Genomic DNA, 25,758 nt, shown 5'->3' with positions numbered 1-25,758 from the left:
GCAAGTTGGATTGATTTACGAAGTTTCATTGGGTAGAGGGTAAGAAAACCTCTTCAATCTCAAAATAAAACTGTCGAAGTCTTTCCGGCACACTGGCCTTTGAGACTTCGACAGTTGAATAATTTATTAATTTCCTACCTTCGATTGGTCGATCAGTTCATGAATGGTTTTGCGTTCTTCCACACGATCTACTGAATCATTATCGCCTGAAATAATACCATCCGTAACATTATCTTTTCTCATTATAGATCCTTTTCGGTCAAAGTGATGGTGATCATAAAATACCTGACGATCAAGCTCCGTAATTTTTTCTTCCATTCTCAACGCTGCAGGACTACCGATAACATCTCTTATGGTATCTTCCATTTGATGGGTCACTTCATCTTTAATATATAAAGGCATTGCATGAAGTTGATCCGTGTGAAAATCTGGCACAATGACCACATTTTCCTGATCATGCAGCTTACCTAAGCCAATCGGAATTAAGATAGGTTTTTCATCCAGCTCATTGCCAATATTTTCTAGGATGATCAACATGTATCTTACCGCATTGTGCTCCTGATCAAATAAAAGATCGCTTACTTCGCCTATTATATGGCCACTTTCATTACTTACTTTCCATCCTTTGATGTCTTGTTCACCTTCAGTTAAACGATAATCGCTTGTAGAAAGTTCAAGTAAATTGCTGTATGTTATTTTATTTTCTTCCATTGTAAATTGCTGCTATTATAGCTGTATGTACATAAACAACAACATAGTATAGGAGCAAAGGTTTTACAGTCAGAACAGCTAATTTTTTGCCAATGATGCGTAGTAATAATTCTATAAACTGATTTGAAGGTTATTCACTTCAAAACCTTTATAACTCAACATCTCAGCATTGTGAGAAACTTCCAGCTTTAACTTTAGGGTTTTGATGATCTCCTTTGCTTGGGTAATATTTCGGTGCATATCATTAATTCCACGAATTTCTATGCCTTTAGGCATTACCTTAAATTTAGAAGGCTCAAATTTATTAATGAACGCCTGAAGATCAGCACTGATTTTTGATGAAGTGTTTTGCATATTTAGATTCTATTAAATAATCGCAAAGCAAGTAAAGTCTCTTTAACTTATTACTTAATTGATGTTATCTTATCAATAACTATTCATGCATAAGCAATGATGTGGAACAGTTACCTATCTCGTTGTAAATTAAAAAGGCATTATACTACAAAAGTCGTCTATGTATTGTGCTAAAAGGATTTACAAGAAGCAAAATTTTAATATTCTGTTAAAATAGGATGTCGTATGTTAACAATAACATAACCCTGAATAACCATATTCCTAACGCTGTCATTCCATCTTTGTGGCACCTGACAAGCACTTGATTGATGTTTGCCTGATGGGTAAAAAACCAAACAAATCATAACTAATCATTCATGAAATCAAATTACAAATTCATTTCTTTGCCTTTTCTCGGGAGGTGGCAATGTCTTGCAATGTTAATGCTTCTTTTTTCTTTAAATAGCTTTTCCCAGAGTAGTAAACTTATTACGGGTAAGGTTATCGACGAAACCAATCAACCCCTTCCCGGTGTCACGATCAGAATTAAAGGAGGTAACATTGGTACATCAACTAATTTAGATGGCCTTTACAGTATTCAGGCCAAAAGTACAGATATGTTGGTGTTTTCCATGCTTGGAGGAATAACCAGGGAGGTTAACGTGGGTAATCAAATGAAGATTAACGTAACCATTATGCCTGATAACCAAACTTTAAAAGATGTGGTGGTAATTGGATACGGTACGGCAAATAAAAAAGATTTGACTGGTTCGGTTGCTTCTATCAAATCTGAGGAGTTTAACCAAGGGGTTATGGTTAACCCGGCGCAGTTATTACAAGGTAAGGTGGCTGGTTTAAACATTACCAGAAGTGGTGATCCAAATGCTAAGCCTGCAACCATTTTACGTGGACCTTCTACTTTAAGGGAAGGTGCAGCATTGGAACCCTTTTATGTTATTGATGGGGTTCCTGGAGCCTCTATTGATTTACTTGCACCATCTGATATCGAAAATATTGATATTTTAAAAGATGCTTCTTCTACGGCTATTTATGGTTCCAGAGCGGCAAATGGTGTTATCATTGTCACTACCAAAAGATCTAAAAATGGTCAGTCAAGGCTTTCATATAACGGTTATGCTGCGGTAGAAAAAGTATCCAAAAAATATGACATGCTTTCTGCTCCAGAACTTAGACAATATCTGGCTGATAACAAGCAGACATTAAACCCGATTGACGATGATGGTTCTGATACGAACTGGCAATCCTTATTGGAAAAAACAGGTTATTCACAAAACCATAATGTTTCTTTTGGTGGTTCTGGCCAAACTTCAGATTACGGTGCCAGCGTAAACTACCTGGATAATCAGGGGATTTTAAAAAATACTTCGTTAAAGCGTACAATTGTAAGGGGATATTTAAACCAGAAGTTTTTTAACGACAGGTTGAAACTCGGTTTAACTGTTACCAATAGCAATTCAAAAAGTTCAGATATTTATCAGTCGCAGGCCTTGTCTAACATGCTGTTTTATCTGCCAACAGTAAGTCCTTTTGATGCTAATGGAGGCTATAAGGAAAATTACAATCGTACCGGAAGTGGTACCCGTAATCCGCTTTCCATTGTAGATAACAATGATATTGATAACCTGAACAACAAAACGTTGATTAATGGAATGGCACAGCTAAACATTATCGACGGATTAAAATTTACGGCGAGTGTATCTTCGCAAAGAGATCAGAATAATTACAGCGCATACCTGAACAGCCAGTCTGGTTTGGCCAGGGGTGTAAATGGTCAGGCAATAAAACTTGATGTTTTAAACAAAAGTCAGGTACTGGAAGGTTATTTTAACTATGATAAAACTTTTGGAAAACACAACCTAAAATTATTAGGCGGCTATTCATGGCAGGAAGATAGAACCAATGATGGATTTGGAGTAACCACACAAAATTTCTCTAATGATAATTTAGGTTATAATAATTTGTTTCTTTCCAATCCTACCTTACTATCACAGATTACTTTAGCCAATGCGCCCATTTCTACTTTGAGGTTAATTTCTTACTATGGAAGGGTTCAATACAATTACAACGAAAAATATTTGTTGCAGGCTTCATTAAGAAATGATGGTTCATCAGGCTTTGGAAGAAACAACCGTTGGGGGTTATTTCCCGCTGTTTCTGCAGGATGGAGAATTATTAGCGAAGACTTTATGAAAGCGGTTCCTGTGTTCAGCGATTTAAAGCTTCGTGCCGGTTACGGTGTTTCCGGTAACAGTTTAGGTTTTGATGCCTTCACTGCGCTACTTATTTATGGAACCCCATTGGGAAATAATAAGTTTTTAAACAACGGCAACATTAGTAATGCAATTGGGCCGGTAAGAAATCCGAATCCAGATTTGAAATGGGAAAGTACAGCAACTACCAATATTGGTTTAGATTTCGGTTTATTTAAAGATCGGATTTCAGGATCTGTTGATTTTTACATCAAGGAAACTTCTGATTTAATTTACAATGAATATGCTGTTTCAACCACTCAGTTTTTCCTGCCTACCATAACAGCAAATGCTGGTAAAATGAAAAACACAGGGGTAGAGTTTACTTTAAATGCGGTGGCTGTTAAAACGGATAATTTCAAATGGACAACCTCACCAAATCTTGCCACCAATAAGAATAAGATTGTATCGTTATCTGATGAATTCTATAAAATATCTGCCATTCAGACAGCGCAGTTAGGCGGTAAAGGCCAATCCGGAAATTTCAGTCAGTTAATTCAGCCAGGTTATGCTTTGGGTACCTTCAGTTTATGGAATTACGCAGGTAAAAATGCCGCAGGTGTGAGTACTTATATTAATGCTGCCGGACAAACCATTGCTACACAGCCTTTAACAACTGATGCAAAAATTGCAGGTGATGCACAACCTAAATTAATTTACGGTTGGTCAAACAGTTTCAACTACAAAAACTGGGACTTAAATTTCCTTGTTCGAGGTGTGCTGGGTAATAAAATTCTAAACGCTACAGCGGCATCTTTAAATAATCCGGCTGATGCGAAGTTGCAGAATATTCCTCGCACTACTTTAGGCGAATCTTTCAACGATATCAATGCCTACCTGATTTCAGATCGTTACCTGGAAAGCGGTTCTTACCTGCGCTTGGATAACGCTACAGTAGGTTATACCATAAAACCAAAAACGCCTTCTATTAAGGCCATCAGGTTATATGTGACCGCAAACAATCTCTTTGTCATCACCAATTACACAGGGATAGACCCTGAAATTAACATCGGAGGATTAACTCCAGGCATTGACAACAACAATTATTATCCAAAAACAAGAACATTCAGCTTTGGTGTAAGTGCATCATTCTAATAAAATATAAAAATGAAAAAATTTATCGTCCTATTTAATATCCTTGCTTGCCTGATCGTTCTGGAATCATGCAGCAAACTAGATGTCGATGTAGAATCACAGTACGTAAAGGATAATTTTCCGGTTACTAATGCGGATTACGCAGCACTTTTTGGCACCATGTATTCTAATTTATCTTCACAGTATGGTGTACCTTACTGGAGGATGCAGGAGCTTTCTACTGATGCGGCTATCATTCCTGCCCGTGATGGAAATTTTGATGATGGTGGTCAGTATCGCCAGCTTCATTACCACACCTGGACCATCGATCATCCAAACGTTCGCGACATCTGGCAATGGGGTTTCGGTGGGATCAATAATTGCAACCGTTTAATTAACCTTACCAATGAGTCTGCCGTTTCTGCAGCTTCTAAAACGGCAAGTTTAGCAGAAGTGAGGGCTATGAGGGCTTTATATTATTACTTCATGATGGATTTGTATGGAAACGTACCGATTATAGATACTTTCCCGGTAAGTACACTACCTGGAAATGAAACCCGCGAAAAAGTATTTGAGTTTATCGAAAAAGAACTTTTAGCCGTTGTGGCGCAATTGCCTGTGAAAGACAACAATAATCGTGTACTGGTTTATGGCAGACCAACGCAAGCAATGGCTTATGCTTTATTGGAAAAAATGTATTTAAATGCAGAAGTATATACCGGAAAGCCAAGATATAATGATGCGGTAACCATGGCTGATCAAATTTTGAAAAACAGTAACTATTCACTCGATGCAAAGTATAGCGATATTTTTGATGTGAATAATGGGCCGCAAGTAAATGAAACCATCTTTGCCATTCCTTATGATCAGCAGATTCCAGGCAACCAGATGACCAGATTTGGTTTCTATCCGGCATTGGCTGCATCTTACGGCATAAATGTAGGTTTTAGTATTGCCATGAGTACAACGCCAGAATACTACAACCGTTTTAATTTAACCAATGATATTCGCAACAGTTTCTGGTTAATTGGCAAGCAATATGCGCCGGATGCAAACCGTAAGCCTGATTTATCAAAACCCATTTTCGTTGCAGGTACCACTACCCAAATTGAAATTACACCTGATTTAATTCTTAAACCAGGCAAACCAATGGACTTAGGCAATACCGTAGCCGATCAGGCAAAAGGTGTACGTTCTATAAAATACTGGCCTGATGTAAATGCTATCCAAGCTACACGTTTAAATGGAAATGATATGCCGGTTTTACGTTTAGCCGATGTGATGTTGATGAAGGCAGAAGCTATTTTAAGAGGAGCAGCAGCCACTACTGTAAGCGGCGAATTGCAAACGCCAGAGTTACTAGTAAATAAAATTAGAAGTCGTGCTGGTGCTTCGGCGGCCACTACGGTGACCTTAAGTACTTTGCTAGATGAAAGGGCTCGTGAATTTAGCTGGGAAGCCTGGAGAAGAAATGATTTAATCCGTTTCGGACAGTTTGAAACAGAATACCCACTTCCGAACGATGTGCTTTCCATGAACAAAGACTTAACCAGAAGAATTTATCCAATTCCGGCAAATGAGTTAAAGTTAAATACCAATTTGAAACAAAACCCTGGTTATTAATTAACATTTAAATTTTAAAATATGAGACTGGTTACCTGTGTTGGTTTATTGATGGTGTTGCCTGCAATAGGCCTGATGACTAAAAAAGAAGACTTACCAATAAATAAAATTCAGGTAATTGGTTCTCATAACAGTTATAAACAAGCCATTGATCCCGCATTGTTTAAAGTGTTCAAATCTCAGGATACAACCGCTGCCAATGCATTGGATTATGAACATATTTCGATGCCGGCACAGTTAGATCTGGGCTTAAGAAACCTCGAAATCGATGTGTACGCAGATGAAAAGGGCGGAAAATATGCACATCCAAGAGGTTTTGAGCAAGTAAAAGGACAGCCTTCTTTTGATCAGCAAGGGGAAATGAATGCACCAGGTTTTAAGGTTTTACATGTTCCGGATTTAGATTTCAGGTCTTCAGCGCTCACCTTTAAAACAGCATTGCAGCAATTAAAAAAATGGTCGAAGGCCTATCCCGATCATACACCTGTTTTTATCACTTTAGAAGCTAAAGACGATACGATCAGAAGTAAGGGATTCACTATTCCCGAGGTATTTACCGGCAAAACCTTTGATCAGCTCGATATGACCATTCTCGAAAATTTAGGCAGAGAAAAGGTAATAACGCCTGCAGATGTTAAAGGAAAATACAAGACTTTAGAAGAGGCAGTGCTACAGGAGAACTGGCCATTGTTGAGCAAGGCAAAAGGTAAATTTATCTTTGTCTTAGACGCTACCGGAAGAAAACGATCAACCTATATTGCAAATCATCCTTCATTAACCGGACGGGTAATGTTTGCCAATGCAGACCCCGGAACACCGGAAGCTGCATTGATGATTAGAAATAATCCGAAGGATGCCCAAATTCCAGCATTGGTGAAAAAAGGTTATATTATCAGAACCAGAGCTGATAATGATACCAAACAGGCCAGAAAGAACGACTATAGTGATTTTGAAGCCGCCTGTAAATCAGGAGCACAAATCATTACCACAGATTATTATCAAAAAAGTACGCATTTCACATCTACATACGCAATCAGCTTTCCTGGAGGAAAGTACTTTAGAAGGAATCCTTTATTTTAAAAGGCAAGAAAAGATATGAACAGAAGATCATTATTAAAAGGAGGTTTGCTCACCGGTTTGGGCTTACCTTTTGTAGGTTTAAAAGATGTGGTAGCCCAACCACTGATTAGCGGTAAAAAAGCTAAAAATATCATTATGATGGTCAGTGATGGCATGAGTATCGGTACACTGAATATGGCAGATTTATATGCCAATCGCACCTTTGGCAAAAGCAGTAAATGGTTGGGCTTATATCGCGATAATAAGGCGGTAAGGGCTTTAATGGATACAGCTTCAGCAAGTTCCATGGTTACCGATTCTGCTGCGGCAAGCTCGTCATGGGGCGGAGGTATGCGGGTAAAAAATGGTTCCCTGAATGTTGGAATGAACGGTGAAAAACCACAGCCTATTCTACAAAAATTTAAAGAACAAGGTAAGAAAGTTGGTTGCGTAACTACGGTGCCAATTACCCATGCTACGCCGGCAGGGTTTTGTGTTAATATTGATAACCGTGGCGGGCAGGATATTATTGCTGAAATGTACCTCGGACTGAAATTCGATGTGATGATGGGCGGCGGGCATAAATATTTTGGCGAAAAGAGAGCAGGCGGAAACCTGATTCCCAAATACCTGACCCAGGGATATCAGGTTGCAGAAAATCGTTCTGAAATGTTAGCCTTTACTTCATCTAAACCGGTTCTGGGCTTATTCGCTGAAGATGGAATGCCATATGAGGTAGATCGCCAACATGATCAGGAACTAATTAAAAGTACCCCAACGTTAGCAGAGATGACCGTGAAGGCCATCGAACTGATGAAAAATAATAAGGCTGGTTTTGCTTTACAGGTAGAAGGTGGAAAAGTAGATTGGGCCGCACATTCGAATGATTTAAGCGGATTGATTTTTGATCAGCTGGCTTTTGATGAAGCCGTTGGAAAAGTAATTGAATTTGCCGAAAAGGATGGCGAAACATTGGTCATCATTACCACAGATCATGGCAATTCGAATCCTGGTTTATTTTATGCAGATGAAGCCAATAAAAAATTCGACACCCTGCAGAATTTTAAACACAGTAATACCTGGCTTTTAGCACAGCTGAATCAATCTTTTAGCGAGCAAAAGATTATTGATTTAATTAAAGAAAATCAAGGTTTTGAAATGAAAGCTGATGATGTAAAGTCGCTGCTCGTACATTTTAAAGATATTGTTCCCGGTCAGCTTTACAATGAATCAAACCTTCCGTTTTATGAATATGGAAAAATTCTAAGCAAATATACTGATGTTCAGTGGGCGGGTATGAACCATACCGGAGACTATGTAGAATTGACAATGTTTGGGCCCGGATCTGAAAAACTGAAACCATTTGTTAAAAATTATGAGCTTCATAATTTCATGCTGAAAGCAGCAGAAATGCCAGAAGCCTTTTTAGTAAAAGCTTAAACCAAACTACATCATAATCAAAATGCCTGCTTTTGCAGGCATTTTTTCTATTAATCATCTTTAAAATTAATCATGATATTCAATTTAAAATGCGCACTGTCAATAGGTTTTGTTATGCTATTGCTAAACCTTAATCAAGCTAACGGACAAGAAAGCAATACACCAAAAACAATTGATTTAGGGTCTGGAGTATGGCTAAAGGGTGATTTGCATGTTCATTCCAGACATAGCACTGAATCTTCAAACAATTCAATCTCGAAGATCATCAACTTTTCGAAAGCTGTAAAAATGGATTATTTATGCATCACCGATCATGATAACCATGTAAATGGCGATGTGGCACATCATACCTGGACTGATCCCGAGTTCAAGTCAGATTCTTTGTTGCTGCTTTATGGTGCCGAATGGACCACTACCAGAGGCCATGGAAATGTATTTTCTGCCAATCCATATGATCATCAGCGCCTATTCGATGTAAGAGATCAACGTGATGTCAATATCGGTAAGGTTAAAAAATCTCTGAATATTCATTTATCGGCTAACCACCCAAGCGGTAAAGACAATTTCGGATTTTCTTATGACCTGGTGCAGTCGATTGAAGTATGGAATTCGGCCATGTGGACTAAAAATGCAAATGCCATTATGATTTGGGATGATATGCTTTCTTCAGGACGGATGATGACTGGTAGAGGAGGAAGTGATGCACATCACGGAACGCCAACAGCCTCAGAAAAACCAAGTGAAAATACTTATCAGGCAGAATACAATTATATTGGAACCCCAACTACATGGGTATACGCAAAAACACGAAGTTTGAGTGCCATTGTTGATGCTCTAAACCACGGAAGGGTGGCTGTAAGTGCAAATCCTTATTCGCCACGTGTAGAGTTTTATGCAGATGCCACTGGAACAGGTAAATTCGATATGATGATGGGCGATAATACCGTCTCAACGGGCAAGCCAGTAAAATTTCAGGTACAGTTGATGGGAAATACATTGCCAAATGAAATGTATTCGATTACCGTTATCAAAAATGGAAAGACATTAAATACTTATCAGATTAAGGGTGATGCTCCGGTGATTACATTTACCGATATTCCTGATTTAAAGGGAAGAACTTATTATCGGGTAACGGTAGAAGGTAAGATTAACGATTATCCGCAGGTTCCAAAATCAATGGCTTTAAGTGGGAAGATGGTGAGTTTGTCCAATCCAATTTATTTCAATTTTGATCCTAAATTCTAAAGCCTGATCAGGAAGCGTGTGACACGTTCGCAACATAATGATGTTGAAGATGAATTTTTGCTGAAAATAGTGAGGGTGTATCTTAAAAAGATTTGACCTATTGAGCTTATTTAATATACTCAATAGGTCAAATCATAAGATTAATGACGCATCTTATTTATGAATTAAGAGGATGCCTTAATAAATGCCAACAGATCTTTGTTAATGGTTTCAGCCTCAGTTGTAGGCATACCATGTGGAAAACCAGGATAAGAAATGAGTTGACCGTTTTTTAAAAGTTTGGTTGCCTTTGGCGCTTGTGCAAAGGGAACAATCTGATCATCTTCACCATGTAATACCAATACCGGTACATTTACACTTTGCAAGTCCGTGGTTAAATCTGTTTCAGAAAAAGCTTTAATTCCCTCATAATGTGCTAGAACAGATCCCATCATTCCCTGGCGCCACCAGTTGTGTTTAATACCCTCGTCTACTTTGGCACCTTCACGGTTGTAGCCATAAAATGCGGTGGTAAAATCCCAGAAGTATTGTGATCTATGAAACCCGGTACCTTCCCGTATCTCATCAAAAACAGATATGGGTACACCATCGGGATTGTTTTCATTTTGAATCATGATTGGGGTTACAGCACTAATAAGCACGGCTTTAGCCACCCGTTCTTTTCCATATTTCGCTACGTAGCGAATTACTTCTCCACCACCGGTAGAATGGCCAATGTGGATGGTATCTCTGAGGTCTAATGCTTCCACTAATTCGGCAACATCAGAAGCATAGGTATCCATATTATGTCCGTTTGCGCTTTGGCTGGATCTTCCATGACCACGGCGATCATGGGCAATTACCCGGTATCCTTGTTTTAATAAAAACATCATTTGTGTATCCCAGTCATCACCAGATAAAGGCCATCCATGATGAAAAACAATGGGCTGTCCGGTTCCCCAATCCTTATAATAAATTTCAGTTCCGTCTTTTACTTTAATTGTTGGCATAGGTTTGATTATTTATATAAAAAAATGAATTTGAACATGCTTGTCTTCTGGATAAACTGATCATTGACATTCAAAATTAAGTGGTATGATTTATTGAATAGCCAATATAATATAAAATAGCAGCACATCTGTTTAGAGAATGATAATTTTCGATCATCAATATATTAAATTTTCGCTTTCAACTAAATTTACCTGAGATCAATATAATGATCAATCAAAAGTCTCGTTATGTCATTGTAATTTCCAATTGATGAAAAACACGAGTTGCTTCAGCTATCAGATCCAAGTTTTTTTATAAAGCTGATAGATCATTTTGTATTCTTAATTTTTATTTATTGTATTTTTTAATTATTTAAAATGTATAATTAATATTATTTATTAAATCCTAGGGTACTATTGAACAATTGTATTTTGAATATGCTTTTAAAGATGTTATTGCGAACTAAATTAATTATTTACGAATAATGAATGTACAAAATTGTACGAATTAAAACACTTGGCTAATAAACATTTGTACTATAAAATTAATTAATTGATCCATTTGTGAAAAAACGGATTGGTTAATTTTATTGTAATTAAAAGTTTATCTAACCAAAAATAATTTACATGAAAAAAAGACTATTAAGTATTTTCGCCATTGCCTTGCTTATTGCAGGATGTTCAAAAGGCGACATTGACAGTGTAAACTCACAATCATTGTCTGACAAAAATGTCTCTACGCAGACAGATTCCATCAATGGTAAATCTAAGCTAGCGGTAGAAGGCACTGCATCAATTGATGCTTCAACTGTACAGCAAACCATTAAAGGTTTTGGTGGCGCAAACATTGTAGCCTGGACAGGAGATTTAACCAGTGCACAAAGAACTACCGCCTTTTCACCTACAAACGGTATTGGTATGAGTATTGTTCGTGTGAGAGTGCCCAATTCCAGCTCAGAGTTTGCCGCAGAAAAGCCTACCATTGACGCTTGTAAATCATTTGGAGGTTCAGCTATTGCATCTGCATGGTCTGCACCTGCATCTATGAAAACCAACAACAATATTGTGGGTGGTAAAATCAAAACGGCTTCTTATGGAGCTTATGCTGCGCATTTAAGTTCATTTAATTCTGCAGTAGGTGGGCTTGCTGCCATTAGCCCTACCAATGAACCTGATTACCAGGTGAATTATGAGTCAATGGAACTTACTGCACCAGAGGTAGCCGACTTTGTAGCGGCACAAGGCAGCAATTGTGGTGCACCAATCATGGCTCCAGAGCCCTTCCAGATGAATCAGACGTACATTAATACGTATCTCAGCAATGCTACGGCTAAATCTAAAACAAGTTTTGTTTGCGGGCACATTTATGGCAGAACACCTTATAACTTAGGTAATGTGGGTAAACCTGTTTGGATGACTGAACACTACACCAACTCAAGTATTAGTGGAGATGATTGGTCTAATGCAATGAATGCTGCCAAAGAAATTCACGACTGTATGAATGCTGGCTGGAGCGCTTATGTATGGTGGTATATCAGGAGAAGTTATGGACCAATGAGTGAAAGTGGGAATATCCAAAAAGTTGGTTACGTAATGGCGCATTATGCACGATATGTACGCCCTGGATATAGTAAAATTTCTTGCACCTCTAACCCAACAACTGGTGTTTATGTAACGGCTTATAAAAGCGGATCTAAATTGGTGATTGTAATTGTTAACCAGAATAATGCGGTAACCTATCAGCCCTTTGGCTATAGTGGGATCACAGTTAGTGGCTTTAACCGTTATTTTACTACGAGTTCTACCAATTTAAGTACCAATAGTATTGCTGTTTCTGGCGGAAGCTTCGGAATTAATCTTGAGCCTTCAAGTGTAACCACCTTGGTGTCATACTAAAAGCATAAAACATTAAAGAATTAGTTAGCGGCTGTATCGTTTTTTTTTAAAATGATGCAGCCTTTTTTTTATAAATATTACATTAAAAGCGTTTAAAGGCTTGTTTTTTCTGCTAAAATTTAATAAGCTTGTTTATTATTATTAGTTAGAAGCAGATTATGTCAATAGAGATTATAGCGAAAGAACATATAGAATATTTAAACATTATCAATGCAAAAGAAGATCATACTACAACACTTAAAACAAAACTTGATGAAGCTCAGCGGCTTGGCAATGAATTCAAAGCGAAGGCAGTAATTACATTTAATACGACAATCGGACCAAAGCGAGTTGACACTACCGTTTGGGCCGTAACAGAAAAATACATTCAACTTAAAAATAATATTCATATTCCACTTAAAAGTCTGATTGATATCGAATTTTAGGTTGCAGCTAAAGGAAATAAATCATCCCGCATTTATTTAACCTTAACCTAAAATGAATGAGTACGCTCCATAAAATTGCTTTAACGTTTATCAAATCTATTGGTCCGGTAAATGCTAAAAACCTGTTGGCATATTGCGGAAGTGCCGAAGCTGTATTTTCTGCAAATCGAAAACAATTGCTACAGATTCCTGGGATAGGAGAGAAAACCGTTGATGCCATTTTAAAAACTGATGCTTTGAAAAGAGCGCAGGAAGAGTTGAATTTTGTAGAAAAGCATGGAATAGAAATTTTATTCTTTTCTGATGAAAACTATCCTAAAAGATTAAAGAATTGTATTGATTCGCCGATTTTACTTTACTTCAAAGGTAAGGCTAATTTCAACCACCACCGCATTATCAGCATTGTAGGCACACGAAATGCAACCGATTATGGTAAGAATTTATGCAAGCAACTTTGTGAGGTACTTTCAAATTATGATGTTTTAGTCATAAGTGGCTTAGCTTATGGGATTGATGTTACCGCTCACAAAGAATGCCTTGCAAATGATATTGCTACAGTAGGTGTTTTGGGACATGGATTAGACAGGCTTTATCCGCAAATTCATAAGCCCGTTTCACAGAAAATGGTGTTAAACGGTGGTTTACTTTCAGAATTTCCTACACTAACTAATCCTGATCGGCCAAATTTTCCACAGCGCAATCGCATTATCGCAGGTATTGCAGATGCAACTATCGTGGTGGAGGCTTCAATTAAAGGCGGAGCACTGATCACTGCTGAAATTGCTAATTCTTATAATAAAGATGTTTTTGCCTTCCCAGGTAGAACAAATGATGTTTTTTCTGAAGGTTGTAACTTTCTCATTAAAACCAACCGTGCCGGATTGATCAATAGCGCTAAAGATTTGATTTATTACCTGGGGTGGGATGATGATACGACGGAAAAGAAGAAACAGCCTCAAACAACATTACAGCTTCACCTTACTGCAAATGAGCAAAAGGTGGTGGATCTACTGCAGAATGGTCAGCTGGCTATTGATGAACTTTCCATTGCTACAAACATCCAGCAAAGTAAATTGGCCATTGTCATTCTCACATTAGAAATGCAAGGGATTATCATTTCGCTACCAGGAAAGGTTTATAAGTTGGCGTGAAGGTTTATATTTAACTTCAAAGATTTCTCGGCTACGCTCGAAATGACGGCTAATATTTTGAGTGTTGGTATTCTCACGCTAGAAATAATAGTGAGGTCGTTATTGATGAAATGAGGACTAATACTGTGAGCGATTGTTATCTCAAACTAGAAATGATAGAGAAGTCGTCATTGCGAGGAACGAAGCAATCTATTTTGTATATTCTTCGATGGAGATTGCTTCATCGACTGAAAAAGCCTCTTCGCAATAACGATTTTTCGTAAGGCTAATCATAAATTCAATTGCTAAATGTCTTTTACTAAAGCGCAATGGTAACTTAAATTCTGTTTGCTAATTTCAAAGATTTCTCGGCTACGCTCGAAATAACGAATATTTGAAGCGATTGGTAATCTTACGCTAGAAATGATAGAGAAGTCGTCATTGCGAGGCACGAAGCAATCTATTTTGTAGACGCTTAGATGAAGATTGCTTCATCGGCTGAAAAATCCCCTTCGCAATGACGATTTTTCGTAAGGCAAATCATAATCTTCAATCACTAAATGTCTTTTTACTAAAGCGCAATAGTTACTTAGAATTCTGTTTGCAAAGTTCAAAGATTTCTCGGCTACGCTCGAAATGACGACGAATACTCTGAGCGATTGTCATCTCACGCTAGAAATAATAGAGAGGTCGTCATTGCGAGGCATGAAGCAATCTATTTTGTGGATTCTTCGATGGAGATTGCTTCATCGGCTGAAAATCCTCTTCGCAATGACGATTTTTCGTAAGGCGAATCATAATATCTTCAATTGCTAAATGTTTTTTTATTAGAGCACAGTGGTAACTTAAAATTCTGTTTGCTAAGTTCAAAGATTTCTCGGCTAAGCTTGAAATGACGACGAATACTCTGAGCGATTGTTATCTCAAGTTAGAAATGATAGAAAGGTCGTCATTGCGAGGCACGAAGCAATCTATTTTGTATATTCTTCGATGGAGATTGCTTCATCGGCTGAAAAATCCTCTTCGCAATGACGATTTTTCGTAAGGCGGATCATAAATTCAATTGCTAAATGTCTTTTACTAAAGTGCAATAGTAATCTGAAATTCTGTTTGCTAAGTTCAAAAATTTCTCGGCTACGATCAAAATGACGATTAAAACTCCGATAATTTACATCGCATAAAAAAACTTAATTGTATTTCACCCAATATTCAATCTATAATGCCTATGTAAATTGTAGTTAATAAAATATAATTCTATTAAGTTATCATTTTCAAAATAATGTTTCAAATAAAATATAGATTATAAAATACTTAATGCCTTTGCTTAAATTTGTGTCATGTGGTATAACAACATTTTAGAAACCATTGGTAATACACCACTGGTTAAATTGAATACAATAACGAAAAGTGTTCCAGGAACAATTCTGGCCAAAATAGAAACCACTAACCCTGGCAATTCAATCAAAGACCGTATGGCGGTTAAAATGATTGAAGATGCCGAACGTAGTGGTAAATTAAAACCAGGTGGAACCATTATCGAAGGAACTTCGGGTAATACTGGAATGGGATTAGCAATGGCTGCAATTATTAAAGGCTATAAGTGTATTTTCACCACAACTGATAAACAATCAAAAGAAAAGGTTGATGCTTTGCGTGCTTTTGGTGCAGAAGTAATTGTTTGTCCTACCAATGTTGAACCTGAAGATCCACGTTCTTATTATTCAGTTTCGTCACGCTTAGAACGTGAAGTTCCAAATTCATGGAAACCCAATCAATATGATAATTTAGCCAACTCACAAGCACATTATGAGCAAACTGGACCGGAGATCTGGGAGCAGACCGAAGGTAAAATTACCCACCTGGTAGTTGGTGTGGGTACCGGTGGTACCATTTCTGGAACGGGTAAATATTTAAAAGAAAAGAATCCTAATATACAAATCTGGGGAATTGATACATACGGTTCGGTTTTTAAAAAATATAAAGAAACTGGTATTTTCGATAAAGATGAAATTTATCCTTACATCACCGAAGGTATTGGGGAAGATTTTTTGCCCGCCAATGTAAACTTTGATGTCATCGATTTATTCGAAAAAGTAACAGATAAAGATGCCGCCCTAATGACGCGTGACATCGCCCGTAAAGAAGGAATCTTTGTGGGGAACTCTGCTGGTGCAGCTATTGGAGGTTTAATCCAGTTGAAAGATAAATTAAAACCTGAAGATGTGGTGGTAGTCATTTTTCATGATCATGGAAGTCGTTATATGGGTAAAATGTATAATGAGGACTGGTTGCGCGAACGTGGATTTTTACAGGATGAAAAACTGACAGCAAAATCAATCATAGCCAAAAAAGAAGCTACAGAAATTGTAACATTAGATGCTACAAAATCAGTTTTAGAAGCCATAAATACAATCAAATCAATGAATATTTCTCAAATTCCGGTTACACAACAAGGGATGATTGTTGGTAAAATTGCGGAGAGTGATATTCTGACAGCTTTACTCGAAAATCCAGGATTGAAATCTGCACCAATTTCTGAAATCATGACGGCTACTTTTCCTTTTGTTGATTTAAATACTTCGATTGATAAAATTTCATCATTGATTAACAAAGAAAATTCTGCGGTTTTAGTGGAAGATGAATCAGGAAAGATTGAGATTATTACGCAGTATGATATTATTAACGCGATATCGGGATAGAAAGGGGAATAGGGGAATTGTGAAGTCATCTGAATTTAACGACCTTATTAAAAGACTAAATTAATCGCAAACGGAAAACGATAAATTACAAGAATCAACTCGCTTTATCTTCATTGCGAACCGAAGCGTTGGATGAAGAGAAGCAATCTGACTAACAGATTTAGCAAAATAGATTGCTTCGTCTTGCTTCCTCGCAATGACGAAAATGTAAATAAAAAACGCCCAAGAAATTTTTCTTAGGCGTTTTTACTTTATACTAAATATTTATCTTTGAGCATGGCGTATAAAAGTTTAGCAGAATGTGTATCAGATCTTGAAAAAAATGGTCATTTAATCAAGATAAAAGAGGAGGTTGATCCTCATTTGGAAATGGCTGCTATTCACCTACGGATTTACGAAAATCAAGGGCCAGCGATACTGTTCGAAAAAGTTAAAGGAAGTCCATTCCCGGCAGTTTCGAATTTATTTGGAACCCTTGAGCGATCTAAATTCATTTTCAGGGATACTTTGCCAAAAGTACAACAGTTGGTTTCCTTGCGGAATGATCCGATGAAGGCATTGAAAAATCCATTCAAATATGTCGGTTCGGCAATGTCTGCCTTATCAGCTTTGCCCATGAAAACACCATCTGCCAAAAGTAAGTTCTCGAAAACAAGCATCAGTATGTTGCCACAAATTGTGAACTGGCCAATGGATGGGGGACCTTTTGTAACCATGCCGCAGGTTTATACAGAAGATGTAGAGAAACCTGGAATCCTGAATGCAAACCTAGGCATGTATCGGATTCAGTTGGCTGGTAATGATTATATAAAGGATAAGGAAATTGGTTTGCATTACCAGATTCACAGGGGAATTGGTGTTCACCAATCAAAGGCGAATAAACTTGGCCAACCACTAAAGGTGAGTATTTTTGTAGGTGGCCCACCTTCTCATCCTCTGGCAGCAGTAATGCCATTGCCTGAAGGTTTATCTGAAATGACTTTTGCCGGTGCGCTGGGCGATCGCAGATTTCGCTATTTTTATGATGATGAAGGTTTCTGTATTTCGGCAGATGCAGATTTTATCATCACCGGAACCGTCTATCCAAATGAAAATAAGCCGGAAGGCCCATTTGGTGACCATTTAGGTTATTATAGTTTAGCCCATCCTTTTCCATTAATGAAGGTGCACAATGTGTATCATAAAAAAGATGCCATTTGGTCGTTTACGGTTGTGGGCCGTCCACCACAAGAGGATACCAGTTTTGGCGCTTTAATTCATGAAATTACCGGTTCGGCGATTCCTCAGGAAATTCATGGATTAAAAGAGGTACATGCAGTTGATGCGGCGGGAGTTCACCCTTTGCTTTTTGCCATTGGCAGTGAAAGATATACACCTTATCTGAAAGAAAGAAGGCCGCAGGAAATTTTGACGATTGCCAACCATATTCTAGGTAAAAACCAACTTAGTCTTGCCAAGTATGTTTTTATCGCCGCGAGAGAAGACAATGAAAAATTAAGTACCCATCACATCGAAAATTTTTTAACCCATATTTTAGAAAGAATTGATTTAACCAAGGATCTTCATTTTTATACCAATACCACCATTGATACTTTAGATTATAGCGGTGATGGATTAAACAGCGGATCGAAAGTAGTGGTTGCTGCAGCTGGGGATAAGAAGCGGGAATTGTGGAACGAAATTCCCGAGGAGCTAAAACTTGGCGATGGCTGTTATCAATTTGCCATTGCAATGCCTGGCATACTGGTTTTAGAATGTGATAAATACATTAGTGCAGAAAAAACGGCAGCAGAAATAGCTGCGCTGAATATTTCCTTAATCGATCAGGATTTAAATGGTTTTCCATTACTGGTTATTGCAGATGATGCCGAATTTACGGCTAAAAATATTGATAATTTAGTTTGGGTAACTTTTACCAGAAGTAACCCCGCTGCTGATATTTATGGGCTCAATGATTTTATCATTAATAAGCATTGGGGCTGTAAAGGTTCATTAATTATAGATGCAAGAAAAAAGCCTCATCACGCACCAGAACTGATAAAAGACAGTAAGGTTGAACAAAAAATAGATGAACTAGGTAAATCAGGAAAAATACTTCATGGTGTGATTTAATTGAATAATTGCAATAAAATTTCGAATTTTAAGCATATTGCTAATTATGCTTTCAAAATTCATCACTATTGGTTGCTTGCTTTTTTTAAGTGGTTTCGTGCAGGCACAAAATCTTAAGCTGGATAGCGTAGCTGAAAATTTAAAATTATATGGTCTAAACACAAATCAGTCAAGTCTATTCATTCATTTTGATAAAAATATCTACACCAATAATGATCAGGTTTGGTTTACAGGTTACTTGCTTAATACTGTAGCGGAGTCTGGTCGATATCATACTCTTTATTTATCATTGGTTAACAATGCAGACACTTCCATCGTTTTACAGGAAAAGTTCCTTATTCAGCAGGGCATTTCTTTCGGAAGTTTAGTATTGCCTGATTCGCTCCCAAGTGGCAAATATCGATTCGTTGCTTATACTAATATGAAAGTTAATCATCAGTTCGATGGAGAGTTTACACAACCGATTACTATAAAATCAACTACGATTAATCCTTTAATTGCCAACGTTTCTATTTTTAAAACTTTTGATGAGCAAACGAAAAATGGAACAGCTTTATTGCAAGTCTTATCTGGGAATAATCGATTTGTAGAAAACGCCGAGATCAATTATCAGATCGGCAGTGCTGACCAAATCATCAAAACTGGTAAAGCAAAAAGCAGTGTGATTGGCGAGCTGATGATAAGTTATCCCACTGAACAAATCACGAAGAAAAATAATTTGCTTAAAATCTCTATTAAAAAGGATAATCACGTAAAGCATGTAAATTTTAACTTGCCAGTTAAAGATGAAAAAAAGTATCAGGTTAGTTTTTACCCAGAAAGTGGATATTTAGTAGATGACCTGACAAATAAAGTGGGCTTTGAGCTAAAAGCTGAGAACGGAAATGCAGTTCAGGGTAAAGCGGTATTTTATCAAGACGAAAAAATTCTGGATACTATTTATACTAATTCGTTAGGTATTGGAAGTTTCGTTTTTCAACCAAATCGCCTTAAACGTTATCATGCTCAAATAATAGGAGCGAGAGATGGCGTTAATCAATATGACCTGCCTACTATTTTAAAACATGGTGTGGTGCTTAGACTCGGCTCTGCAATTTCAAATGATGAGTTAAAAGCACAGATAGAAAGTAATGATCAGCAGCAAGTTCATGTTGTAGTTCATGATTTTTCAAACATTTTATTGCAAACAAGTTTTGATCTGCTGGCAAACCGGCCTCAAAATATGCGATTCAAACTGGATTCTATTCCAATTGGCTTGTATGCACTTACAGTGTTAAATGATGAATATAAACCTATTGCAGAACGAATCTTTTTTGCACATTATAATAAGATCAACTTCATTTCAATAACAACAGATAAAGAAAACTATACTACTAGAGATTCGGTTGAGGTGGATCTTAGTGCTATTGAAGGACAGGATAAACTCCTGTCAGCAATGGTTTCTGTGAGTTGTGTCCAGGCCAATCGATTGTCAATTGATAACAATCAAAACATAACTGACTTTTACTTTTTTCAGCAACTCCTTGCCGATTTGCCACCTCATCAATTCAATCTAAAGTATACTGATATAAATTATTTGAATGAGGTATTGCTGGTGAAAGGGTGGAGGAGATACCAATGGCCTACAAAAATCTTGCCGAATGTAAAGCCGAAACTTGTTTCATTAGAATACAGTGGAGAAATATTAAAAAATAAGAAGCAACTGAAGACACCGCTTGCATTAAATGCTTTCGCTGGTTCAAATATTAAAGTGATTAACACCGATAGTTCAGGGAAGTTCAATCTAACAGCTGCTGATTTACTTTCAGAAGACCGTGGTAGAGTTTGGCTAAGCATTAGCGATAAGAAATATGCTAATTATGAGGTTCTTCTAAATGATCCTTTGAAGAAGATTAAAGACGAGGTGATAAATCAGAAAAGCATTCCTTTAGTGAATCAAACAACACAATTGAATGACTTAAATCAATCTATAAAAATTACTAGCGGTATTACATTAAAAGATGTAGTGATTAAATATAAAAAAGACAATCATATTAATTTCGCAGATCGTGGACCAAACGGATGTGGCGATTATGTGTGCAAGTATAATATTTTTAATTGCGCAAATCATGCCGGAGATCCAGATAATAGAAAACCGCTCAAGGGGAAAAGTTACGCACGATCTGGCGGAGGCACAATCATTTATGCTGGTTGTACCGATCATGAAGATAAGCCGAATTTACGAATCCTGAAAGGCATTAGTCTGGCTAAAGAATTTTATGTATCTGATGTTTCCAATATGAACGAGCCAATCAATTCCCCAAACCTATATTGGAATTATCAGATAGAACTTAATAAATTGGGTAGCAATAAGCTAATTTTTAATACAGGAGATGTTGAAGGAAAATTCAAGATTGTTGTGCAAGGCATCACTTCGGAAGGGGTGGCTTACGGGGAAAAGGAAATTAATGTTGCTGCAAAATAAAAAGAGGCTGTATCATAAGTGATTTTTGGCATTCAGCTGCCAAATTAAATCTTAAAGCAGTCTACAATTAAATAAAAAACGGCAATTTTCGATTCGAAAGCTGCCGTTTTTTATTATCATTTAATTCTTGATAAAGGATGTTCAAAATTAAATTAAATTCTGTTTTTGAATTTGACTTATGAGACAGCCTCTTTTTACTATATATTTTAACTTAAAATTTAAGCTAAAAGTAAAGAATTGTTTACATGATAAATTAATACCATTAAAATTACTAAGTATTAGGAATACATAAAATTGATCGACAGTATTATATAGTATTTATACCAAACTAATACTTAATATCGATTAGGTTATTAATTGTATTTTTTGTAATACATTTATATGTTTAAATGTAATATTAAATATTATCTATGTATCCTTAATATTACATTATGACAATTTTGTTACGCTTAGCTTAATGTTTCGACACATATTTGCCTATATAAAAAAATCAAATATGAAAAAAAGCTTATTGTTTACAGCGGTCGCTGTTATCTTATTTGCAAGTTGCAAAAAGAATGAAAATCAAAATTTACAATCTTCAGATGGTAAAATAAATGCATATAGCCATTTACCAAAATTTAAAACTTCGGAAGTTTTAGTTGGTGACAAAACGTTCTCTATTAAACAAAATTTGTTGTCTTCATTAAGAATAGTTAAAAGTGAACCTATTCCTGGAAATAATGGACAAGTACCAAGTAGATCTGGTGGTAGTACTTCTATAGGGACTAGAATAACTGTTGAGACTGATGAACAGGTCGTTTTGGATAGTTACCAAAGATTGGTTTATCCGGGTTCACTTATTAAAGGTAGGTCTGTAGCAAATATGAGTTTTGATCCTGTTATAGGATATGAAAAACTGCCTATTACAGTTTCTGTTTCTATTCCTGCAGTTAATGGAATGGTTAGTAAAATAATTGATAACCCTAATCTATCTACTACTAGAACTGCGATAAATGAAATTTTAAATCAAAATATCACTGGAGACCAATTATCTTCCTTTTCGTTTGAACTTAATAAGTTCACTACCTACGATGAATTAAAATTATCATTCGGCGCAAATGTAAATATAGGTACCATATTCAAAGCTGCATTTAAAGATAGTACTTCTCAGGTAAGTTTGAAAACAGGATTAGTAGCAAAGTTTATTCAAAGAAACTTTACACTTGATATGGATATTCCTACTAATGGCCAGCTATTGGCTAATAATGTAGATCCTGCAACATTAGGTGATTATTCACCAGTGTACATATCATCTGTAACTTATGGTAGAATGGGAATTATGGCAATAGAATCAAATTATGAATACAATGACGTTTACACTGCATTTAATGCAACACTTTCTTTGATTAAAGGTGGCGGAGGGGTTAGCATTACATCAGATCAAAAACGGATAATTGATGAATCGCAAATTAATATTTATGCTCGTGGGGGAGAAGGACAAGAAGTCGTTAAATCGATTAAAGGTTATGATGAATTTGTAAATTATATTATTAGTGGAGGGAAATTTTCTGTTAATACTCCAGGTGTTCCAATATTTTTTAGTTTAAACTATTTAAGTGATCATACTTTATTTAAAACATTGTTTAATGTATCACAAATAGATACAGTTCGAGTTCATTCTGGAAGTACAGATCCAAATAGACCACGTCCAGGCAATGAAGGAAGTGGTGGTGGTACTAATCCACATAGAGGTGGAAGAGGATAGTTTAGTTAAAAATTAAATGCAAATGCCAGTTTAACATAAACTGGCATTTGCAATATAGATATATCAATAAATTAAAACCTTACTCCAAATGTTAAGAAGACATTATTTCTAGTGCTTTTTGTATCCACAACTGGTTCAGAAAAATCGTTTAGTAAATATGGACTTGACCTTAAAGATTCAATTTGATAGTTCTGATAAGTTAAATCAAAATAGTAATTTTCAAATCTATAACCAAAACCACCAGTGTAATATTTAGCCTCGGAATTACCAAGGAACTCATCTTTAATTCCATTACCATTAACTCCATATCCTGCTCTCAGACTAAACTGATCATCCACTTTAAATTCAGCACCAAATCTATAGTTTAAAGTTTCTTTATAAGAATTCTTTATAAAGTTGTTGCTACTGTTAATGTCAGACATATTAGAATTATCATTTGATGAAAATCTGATAGAAGAATAATCTATATAATCAACATCAGCTGAAAGTAAAGCTCTTCCACCAATTACATAACTAAGTCCACCAGATGCTTTAAGTGGAGTACGCAAGTTATAAGAAGAATAAAAATTAATAGGTTCATTATTAGATCTGTAATTTATCAATGTATTATTCAATTGTACATTCGTATTGTCTTCAACACTCATCCATGTAGGGCTCTGAATATTTACCCCTATTCTTAACTCACTTACAGGTCTAAAAATCATACCTAATTTTAAATTTACTCCTGATCCTTTACTTTCCTGATTCCTTGATTGTGTTAATCCATAGTTTTCAGTGCCATTATATAAATTTGTATCCTCATTGAAAGAATTAAGAATACCAGATTCTACGAAAGTAGCGTCACTTATATATCTAACATTAACAAAGCTTGCAGTAGCGCCAATATAAAATTTGTTTGCGAAATTTAAAGCTCCCGCTATATTAAACTCTGACGTAGAGCCTAATCTATTTTCTGCACCACTTTGTTGGAAACTAGCATTGTTATAAGGTTCAGCAGAAAATTGATTTGGGTAGTTAGATGCATTTTTATTAATTAAGAAGCTACGATAAGCATCGCCCCCTATTGTATTATCAATTCCGTTAATTTCTGCATCTTCAACATATGAATCCCTAATCGAACTATTATTATTTGTTCCGTTATACTGAAAATTATTGAGGAAGTCATTATTTCTGTTATAGCTTAATCCAAAAACTGAACTAACTAAACCTTTATTAACATCAGCACCTTTTGCTTTAACAGCCGGACTATAAAATACAACTCCAATATTATTTAAATTGATTTGATTTTTCGTTCCCTTTGTTTCATTCCCTAAGTATGAGCTTTTGTTCGAGACAGCATTAAACTCAGGAGTCAAACTAAATTCTGACTTTGTAAATAAGCCCAATCCAGCAGGATTAGAACTTATTGAACTAATGTCTCCTCCAACCCCAATTTGCGCGCCACCCATTCCCTTAAATCGAGCAGTACTGCCATAATTCATTTGAGAAAAACCAAAAGCATTTTCAGCAAGTGTTTGGGCATATAGCGTGCATGAAGTAGCTGCCATAGTTACTAATAATAAAATATGTTTTTTCATGTTGTGTGTTTTCTTATAAATTTACCTAACCTCTGCCGCCTCTTGATCCTCTGGAACCACCTCCATAGCTACCACCGCCAGATGAACGACTACCACCGCTACTGCTTGCAGGCGGAGAATAACTTGGTCTGCTTTCAGTTCTGGTTGGCGGATTATAATTCTCATTTCTAGCAGGCCTTCCATTTTGTTGTTGTGGAGCGTAACCAGAGTTCCTTGCTGGTCTGTTTCCTACATTGTTTGGTGATACTCGGTTACCGTTTTGGTCAACATAACCATTTCTAGCTGGACGACCATAGTTTGGTGAAGCTATTCCTGCTCCACTTCTACGCATCCGGTTATCAACAGCACCAGGACTTGCTCTACGAACTGAATTTCCTGTATAAACGCCACCACCGTAGAATCCACCGCCATAGCCCCAGCCTCCGCCGAAACCACCTCCGCCCCAGCCGAAACGATCGTAATAAGAATATGGTCCCCAGCTATTCCATCCAAAATTATTCCATCCAAAACCCATGTTGCCATAGTAGAAAGGATTATTCCATATGCTGCCGTAACCAAACCCTAAACCGAAACCACCGCCCCAGCCACCTAAGCCGTAACCGGTACTCCAGCCTAAACCACCATAACCTAAATAGTTGGTGGCGCCATAAGAATTACCATATGAAAAATTGTCGTAATAAGGATCATAATATCCACGCCAGCTGGTACCATTAGAAAATCGATTAATCCGTGAAGAATAATCCATATCATAATAAGGATTGCTTGTTCCGTAGTATTCATCGTAACCTTCCTGGTTCTGGTTGTTGTTTTGATCTTGAGCATACTGTTGCTGAGGAACAATCTCAACCTCTCTGGCTTTTGCCACAGTATTATAAACATCATCAGCCTGGCTGGTTGTAGCCAATTTCGATGTTGAACATGATGCCACCAACCCTGCGGCGGCAATCATAACAATGGGTAAAAATTTAGTTGGTTTCATCGTGTT

At 36.8% G+C, this 25,758-nt stretch carries 17 protein-coding genes and 1 pseudogene; 13 read left to right on the top strand and 5 right to left on the bottom strand.

What is annotated here, in order from left to right:
- Positions 1–126 precede the first annotated feature (126 nt).
- On the bottom strand, positions 127–711 hold the full coding sequence (locus tag EV200_RS12870) for a PRC-barrel domain-containing protein (protein WP_132533204.1): 585 nt from the start codon (positions 709–711) through the stop codon (positions 127–129).
- A gap of 111 nt (positions 712–822) precedes the next feature.
- Complete coding sequence (locus EV200_RS12865) at positions 823–1,065, bottom strand: hypothetical protein (protein ID WP_132533202.1); 243 nt, start codon at positions 1,063–1,065, stop codon at positions 823–825.
- A 356-nt stretch (positions 1,066–1,421) separates the two neighbouring features.
- Here EV200_RS12865 and EV200_RS12860 point away from each other — a divergent pair, with 356 nt between their 5' ends.
- From EV200_RS12860 to EV200_RS12840, 5 genes are all read left to right on the top strand, one after another.
- The gene (locus EV200_RS12860) at positions 1,422–4,409 is read left to right on the top strand and encodes a SusC/RagA family TonB-linked outer membrane protein (protein ID WP_132533200.1); all 2,988 of its coding nucleotides are present in this window, start codon (positions 1,422–1,424) and stop codon (positions 4,407–4,409) included.
- 12 nt (positions 4,410–4,421) lie between these two features.
- Entirely contained in the window at positions 4,422–6,011 is a 1,590-nt protein-coding gene (locus EV200_RS12855; protein WP_132533198.1) for a RagB/SusD family nutrient uptake outer membrane protein, read from the top strand.
- 21 nt (positions 6,012–6,032) lie between these two features.
- The gene (locus EV200_RS12850; RefSeq protein WP_132533196.1) at positions 6,033–7,091 is read left to right on the top strand and encodes a phosphatidylinositol-specific phospholipase C1-like protein; all 1,059 of its coding nucleotides are present in this window, start codon (positions 6,033–6,035) and stop codon (positions 7,089–7,091) included.
- A 15-nt stretch (positions 7,092–7,106) separates the two neighbouring features.
- The gene (locus EV200_RS12845; RefSeq protein WP_132533194.1) at positions 7,107–8,510 is read left to right on the top strand and encodes an alkaline phosphatase; all 1,404 of its coding nucleotides are present in this window, start codon (positions 7,107–7,109) and stop codon (positions 8,508–8,510) included.
- A 114-nt stretch (positions 8,511–8,624) separates the two neighbouring features.
- Complete coding sequence (locus EV200_RS12840) at positions 8,625–9,755, top strand: CehA/McbA family metallohydrolase (protein ID WP_229676718.1); 1,131 nt, start codon at positions 8,625–8,627, stop codon at positions 9,753–9,755.
- A 164-nt stretch (positions 9,756–9,919) separates the two neighbouring features.
- On the opposite strand, the gene EV200_RS12835 is transcribed toward EV200_RS12840, so the two are convergent.
- On the bottom strand, positions 9,920–10,744 hold the full coding sequence (locus tag EV200_RS12835; RefSeq protein WP_132533190.1) for an alpha/beta fold hydrolase: 825 nt from the start codon (positions 10,742–10,744) through the stop codon (positions 9,920–9,922).
- Between the two features lie 606 nt (positions 10,745–11,350).
- Here EV200_RS12835 and EV200_RS12830 point away from each other — a divergent pair.
- The 8 genes and pseudogenes from EV200_RS12830 to EV200_RS12800 all read left to right on the top strand — a co-directional run bounded on the left by EV200_RS12830 (position 11,351) and on the right by EV200_RS12800 (position 23,196).
- Positions 11,351–12,619: a glycoside hydrolase gene (locus tag EV200_RS12830; RefSeq protein WP_132533188.1), complete on the top strand. Its 1,269-nt coding sequence runs from the start codon at positions 11,351–11,353 to the stop codon at positions 12,617–12,619.
- 158 nt (positions 12,620–12,777) lie between these two features.
- Positions 12,778–13,044, top strand: a complete 267-nt coding sequence (locus EV200_RS12825) for a hypothetical protein (RefSeq protein WP_132533186.1) — start codon at positions 12,778–12,780, stop codon at positions 13,042–13,044.
- Between the two features lie 56 nt (positions 13,045–13,100).
- Positions 13,101–14,195, top strand: a complete 1,095-nt coding sequence (dprA, locus tag EV200_RS12820) for a DNA-processing protein DprA (protein ID WP_132533184.1) — start codon at positions 13,101–13,103, stop codon at positions 14,193–14,195.
- Between the two features lie 1,316 nt (positions 14,196–15,511).
- Positions 15,512–16,354: pseudogene (locus tag EV200_RS22215) on the top strand (PLP-dependent cysteine synthase family protein); the annotation flags it as partial.
- Positions 16,355–16,495: 141 nt separating this feature from the next.
- Positions 16,496–16,873, top strand: coding sequence for a CBS domain-containing protein (locus tag EV200_RS22210; RefSeq protein WP_394346235.1), 378 nt, complete (start codon positions 16,496–16,498; stop codon positions 16,871–16,873).
- Positions 16,874–17,149: 276 nt separating this feature from the next.
- Positions 17,150–18,985, top strand: a complete 1,836-nt coding sequence (locus EV200_RS12810) for a UbiD family decarboxylase (RefSeq protein WP_132533180.1) — start codon at positions 17,150–17,152, stop codon at positions 18,983–18,985.
- Positions 18,986–19,031: 46 nt separating this feature from the next.
- The gene (locus EV200_RS12805) at positions 19,032–21,449 is read left to right on the top strand and encodes a hypothetical protein (protein WP_132533178.1); all 2,418 of its coding nucleotides are present in this window, start codon (positions 19,032–19,034) and stop codon (positions 21,447–21,449) included.
- A 496-nt stretch (positions 21,450–21,945) separates the two neighbouring features.
- On the top strand, positions 21,946–23,196 hold the full coding sequence (locus tag EV200_RS12800) for a thiol-activated cytolysin family protein (RefSeq protein WP_165877926.1): 1,251 nt from the start codon (positions 21,946–21,948) through the stop codon (positions 23,194–23,196).
- Positions 23,197–23,267: 71 nt separating this feature from the next.
- On the opposite strand, the gene EV200_RS12795 is transcribed toward EV200_RS12800, so the two are convergent.
- Both EV200_RS12795 and EV200_RS12790 read right to left on the bottom strand, forming a co-directional pair.
- Positions 23,268–24,773, bottom strand: coding sequence for an OmpP1/FadL family transporter (locus EV200_RS12795; protein WP_132533174.1), 1,506 nt, complete (start codon positions 24,771–24,773; stop codon positions 23,268–23,270).
- A gap of 25 nt (positions 24,774–24,798) precedes the next feature.
- Positions 24,799–25,752: a hypothetical protein gene (locus tag EV200_RS12790; protein ID WP_132533172.1), complete on the bottom strand. Its 954-nt coding sequence runs from the start codon at positions 25,750–25,752 to the stop codon at positions 24,799–24,801.
- Positions 25,753–25,758 lie beyond the last annotated feature (6 nt).

The organism is Pedobacter psychrotolerans (assembly GCF_004340665.1).
Lineage (GTDB): Bacteria > Bacteroidota > Bacteroidia > Sphingobacteriales > Sphingobacteriaceae > Pedobacter > Pedobacter psychrotolerans.
Note: the sequence above shows the minus strand (reverse complement) of the source record. Positions and strands in the feature narration are given on the sequence as shown.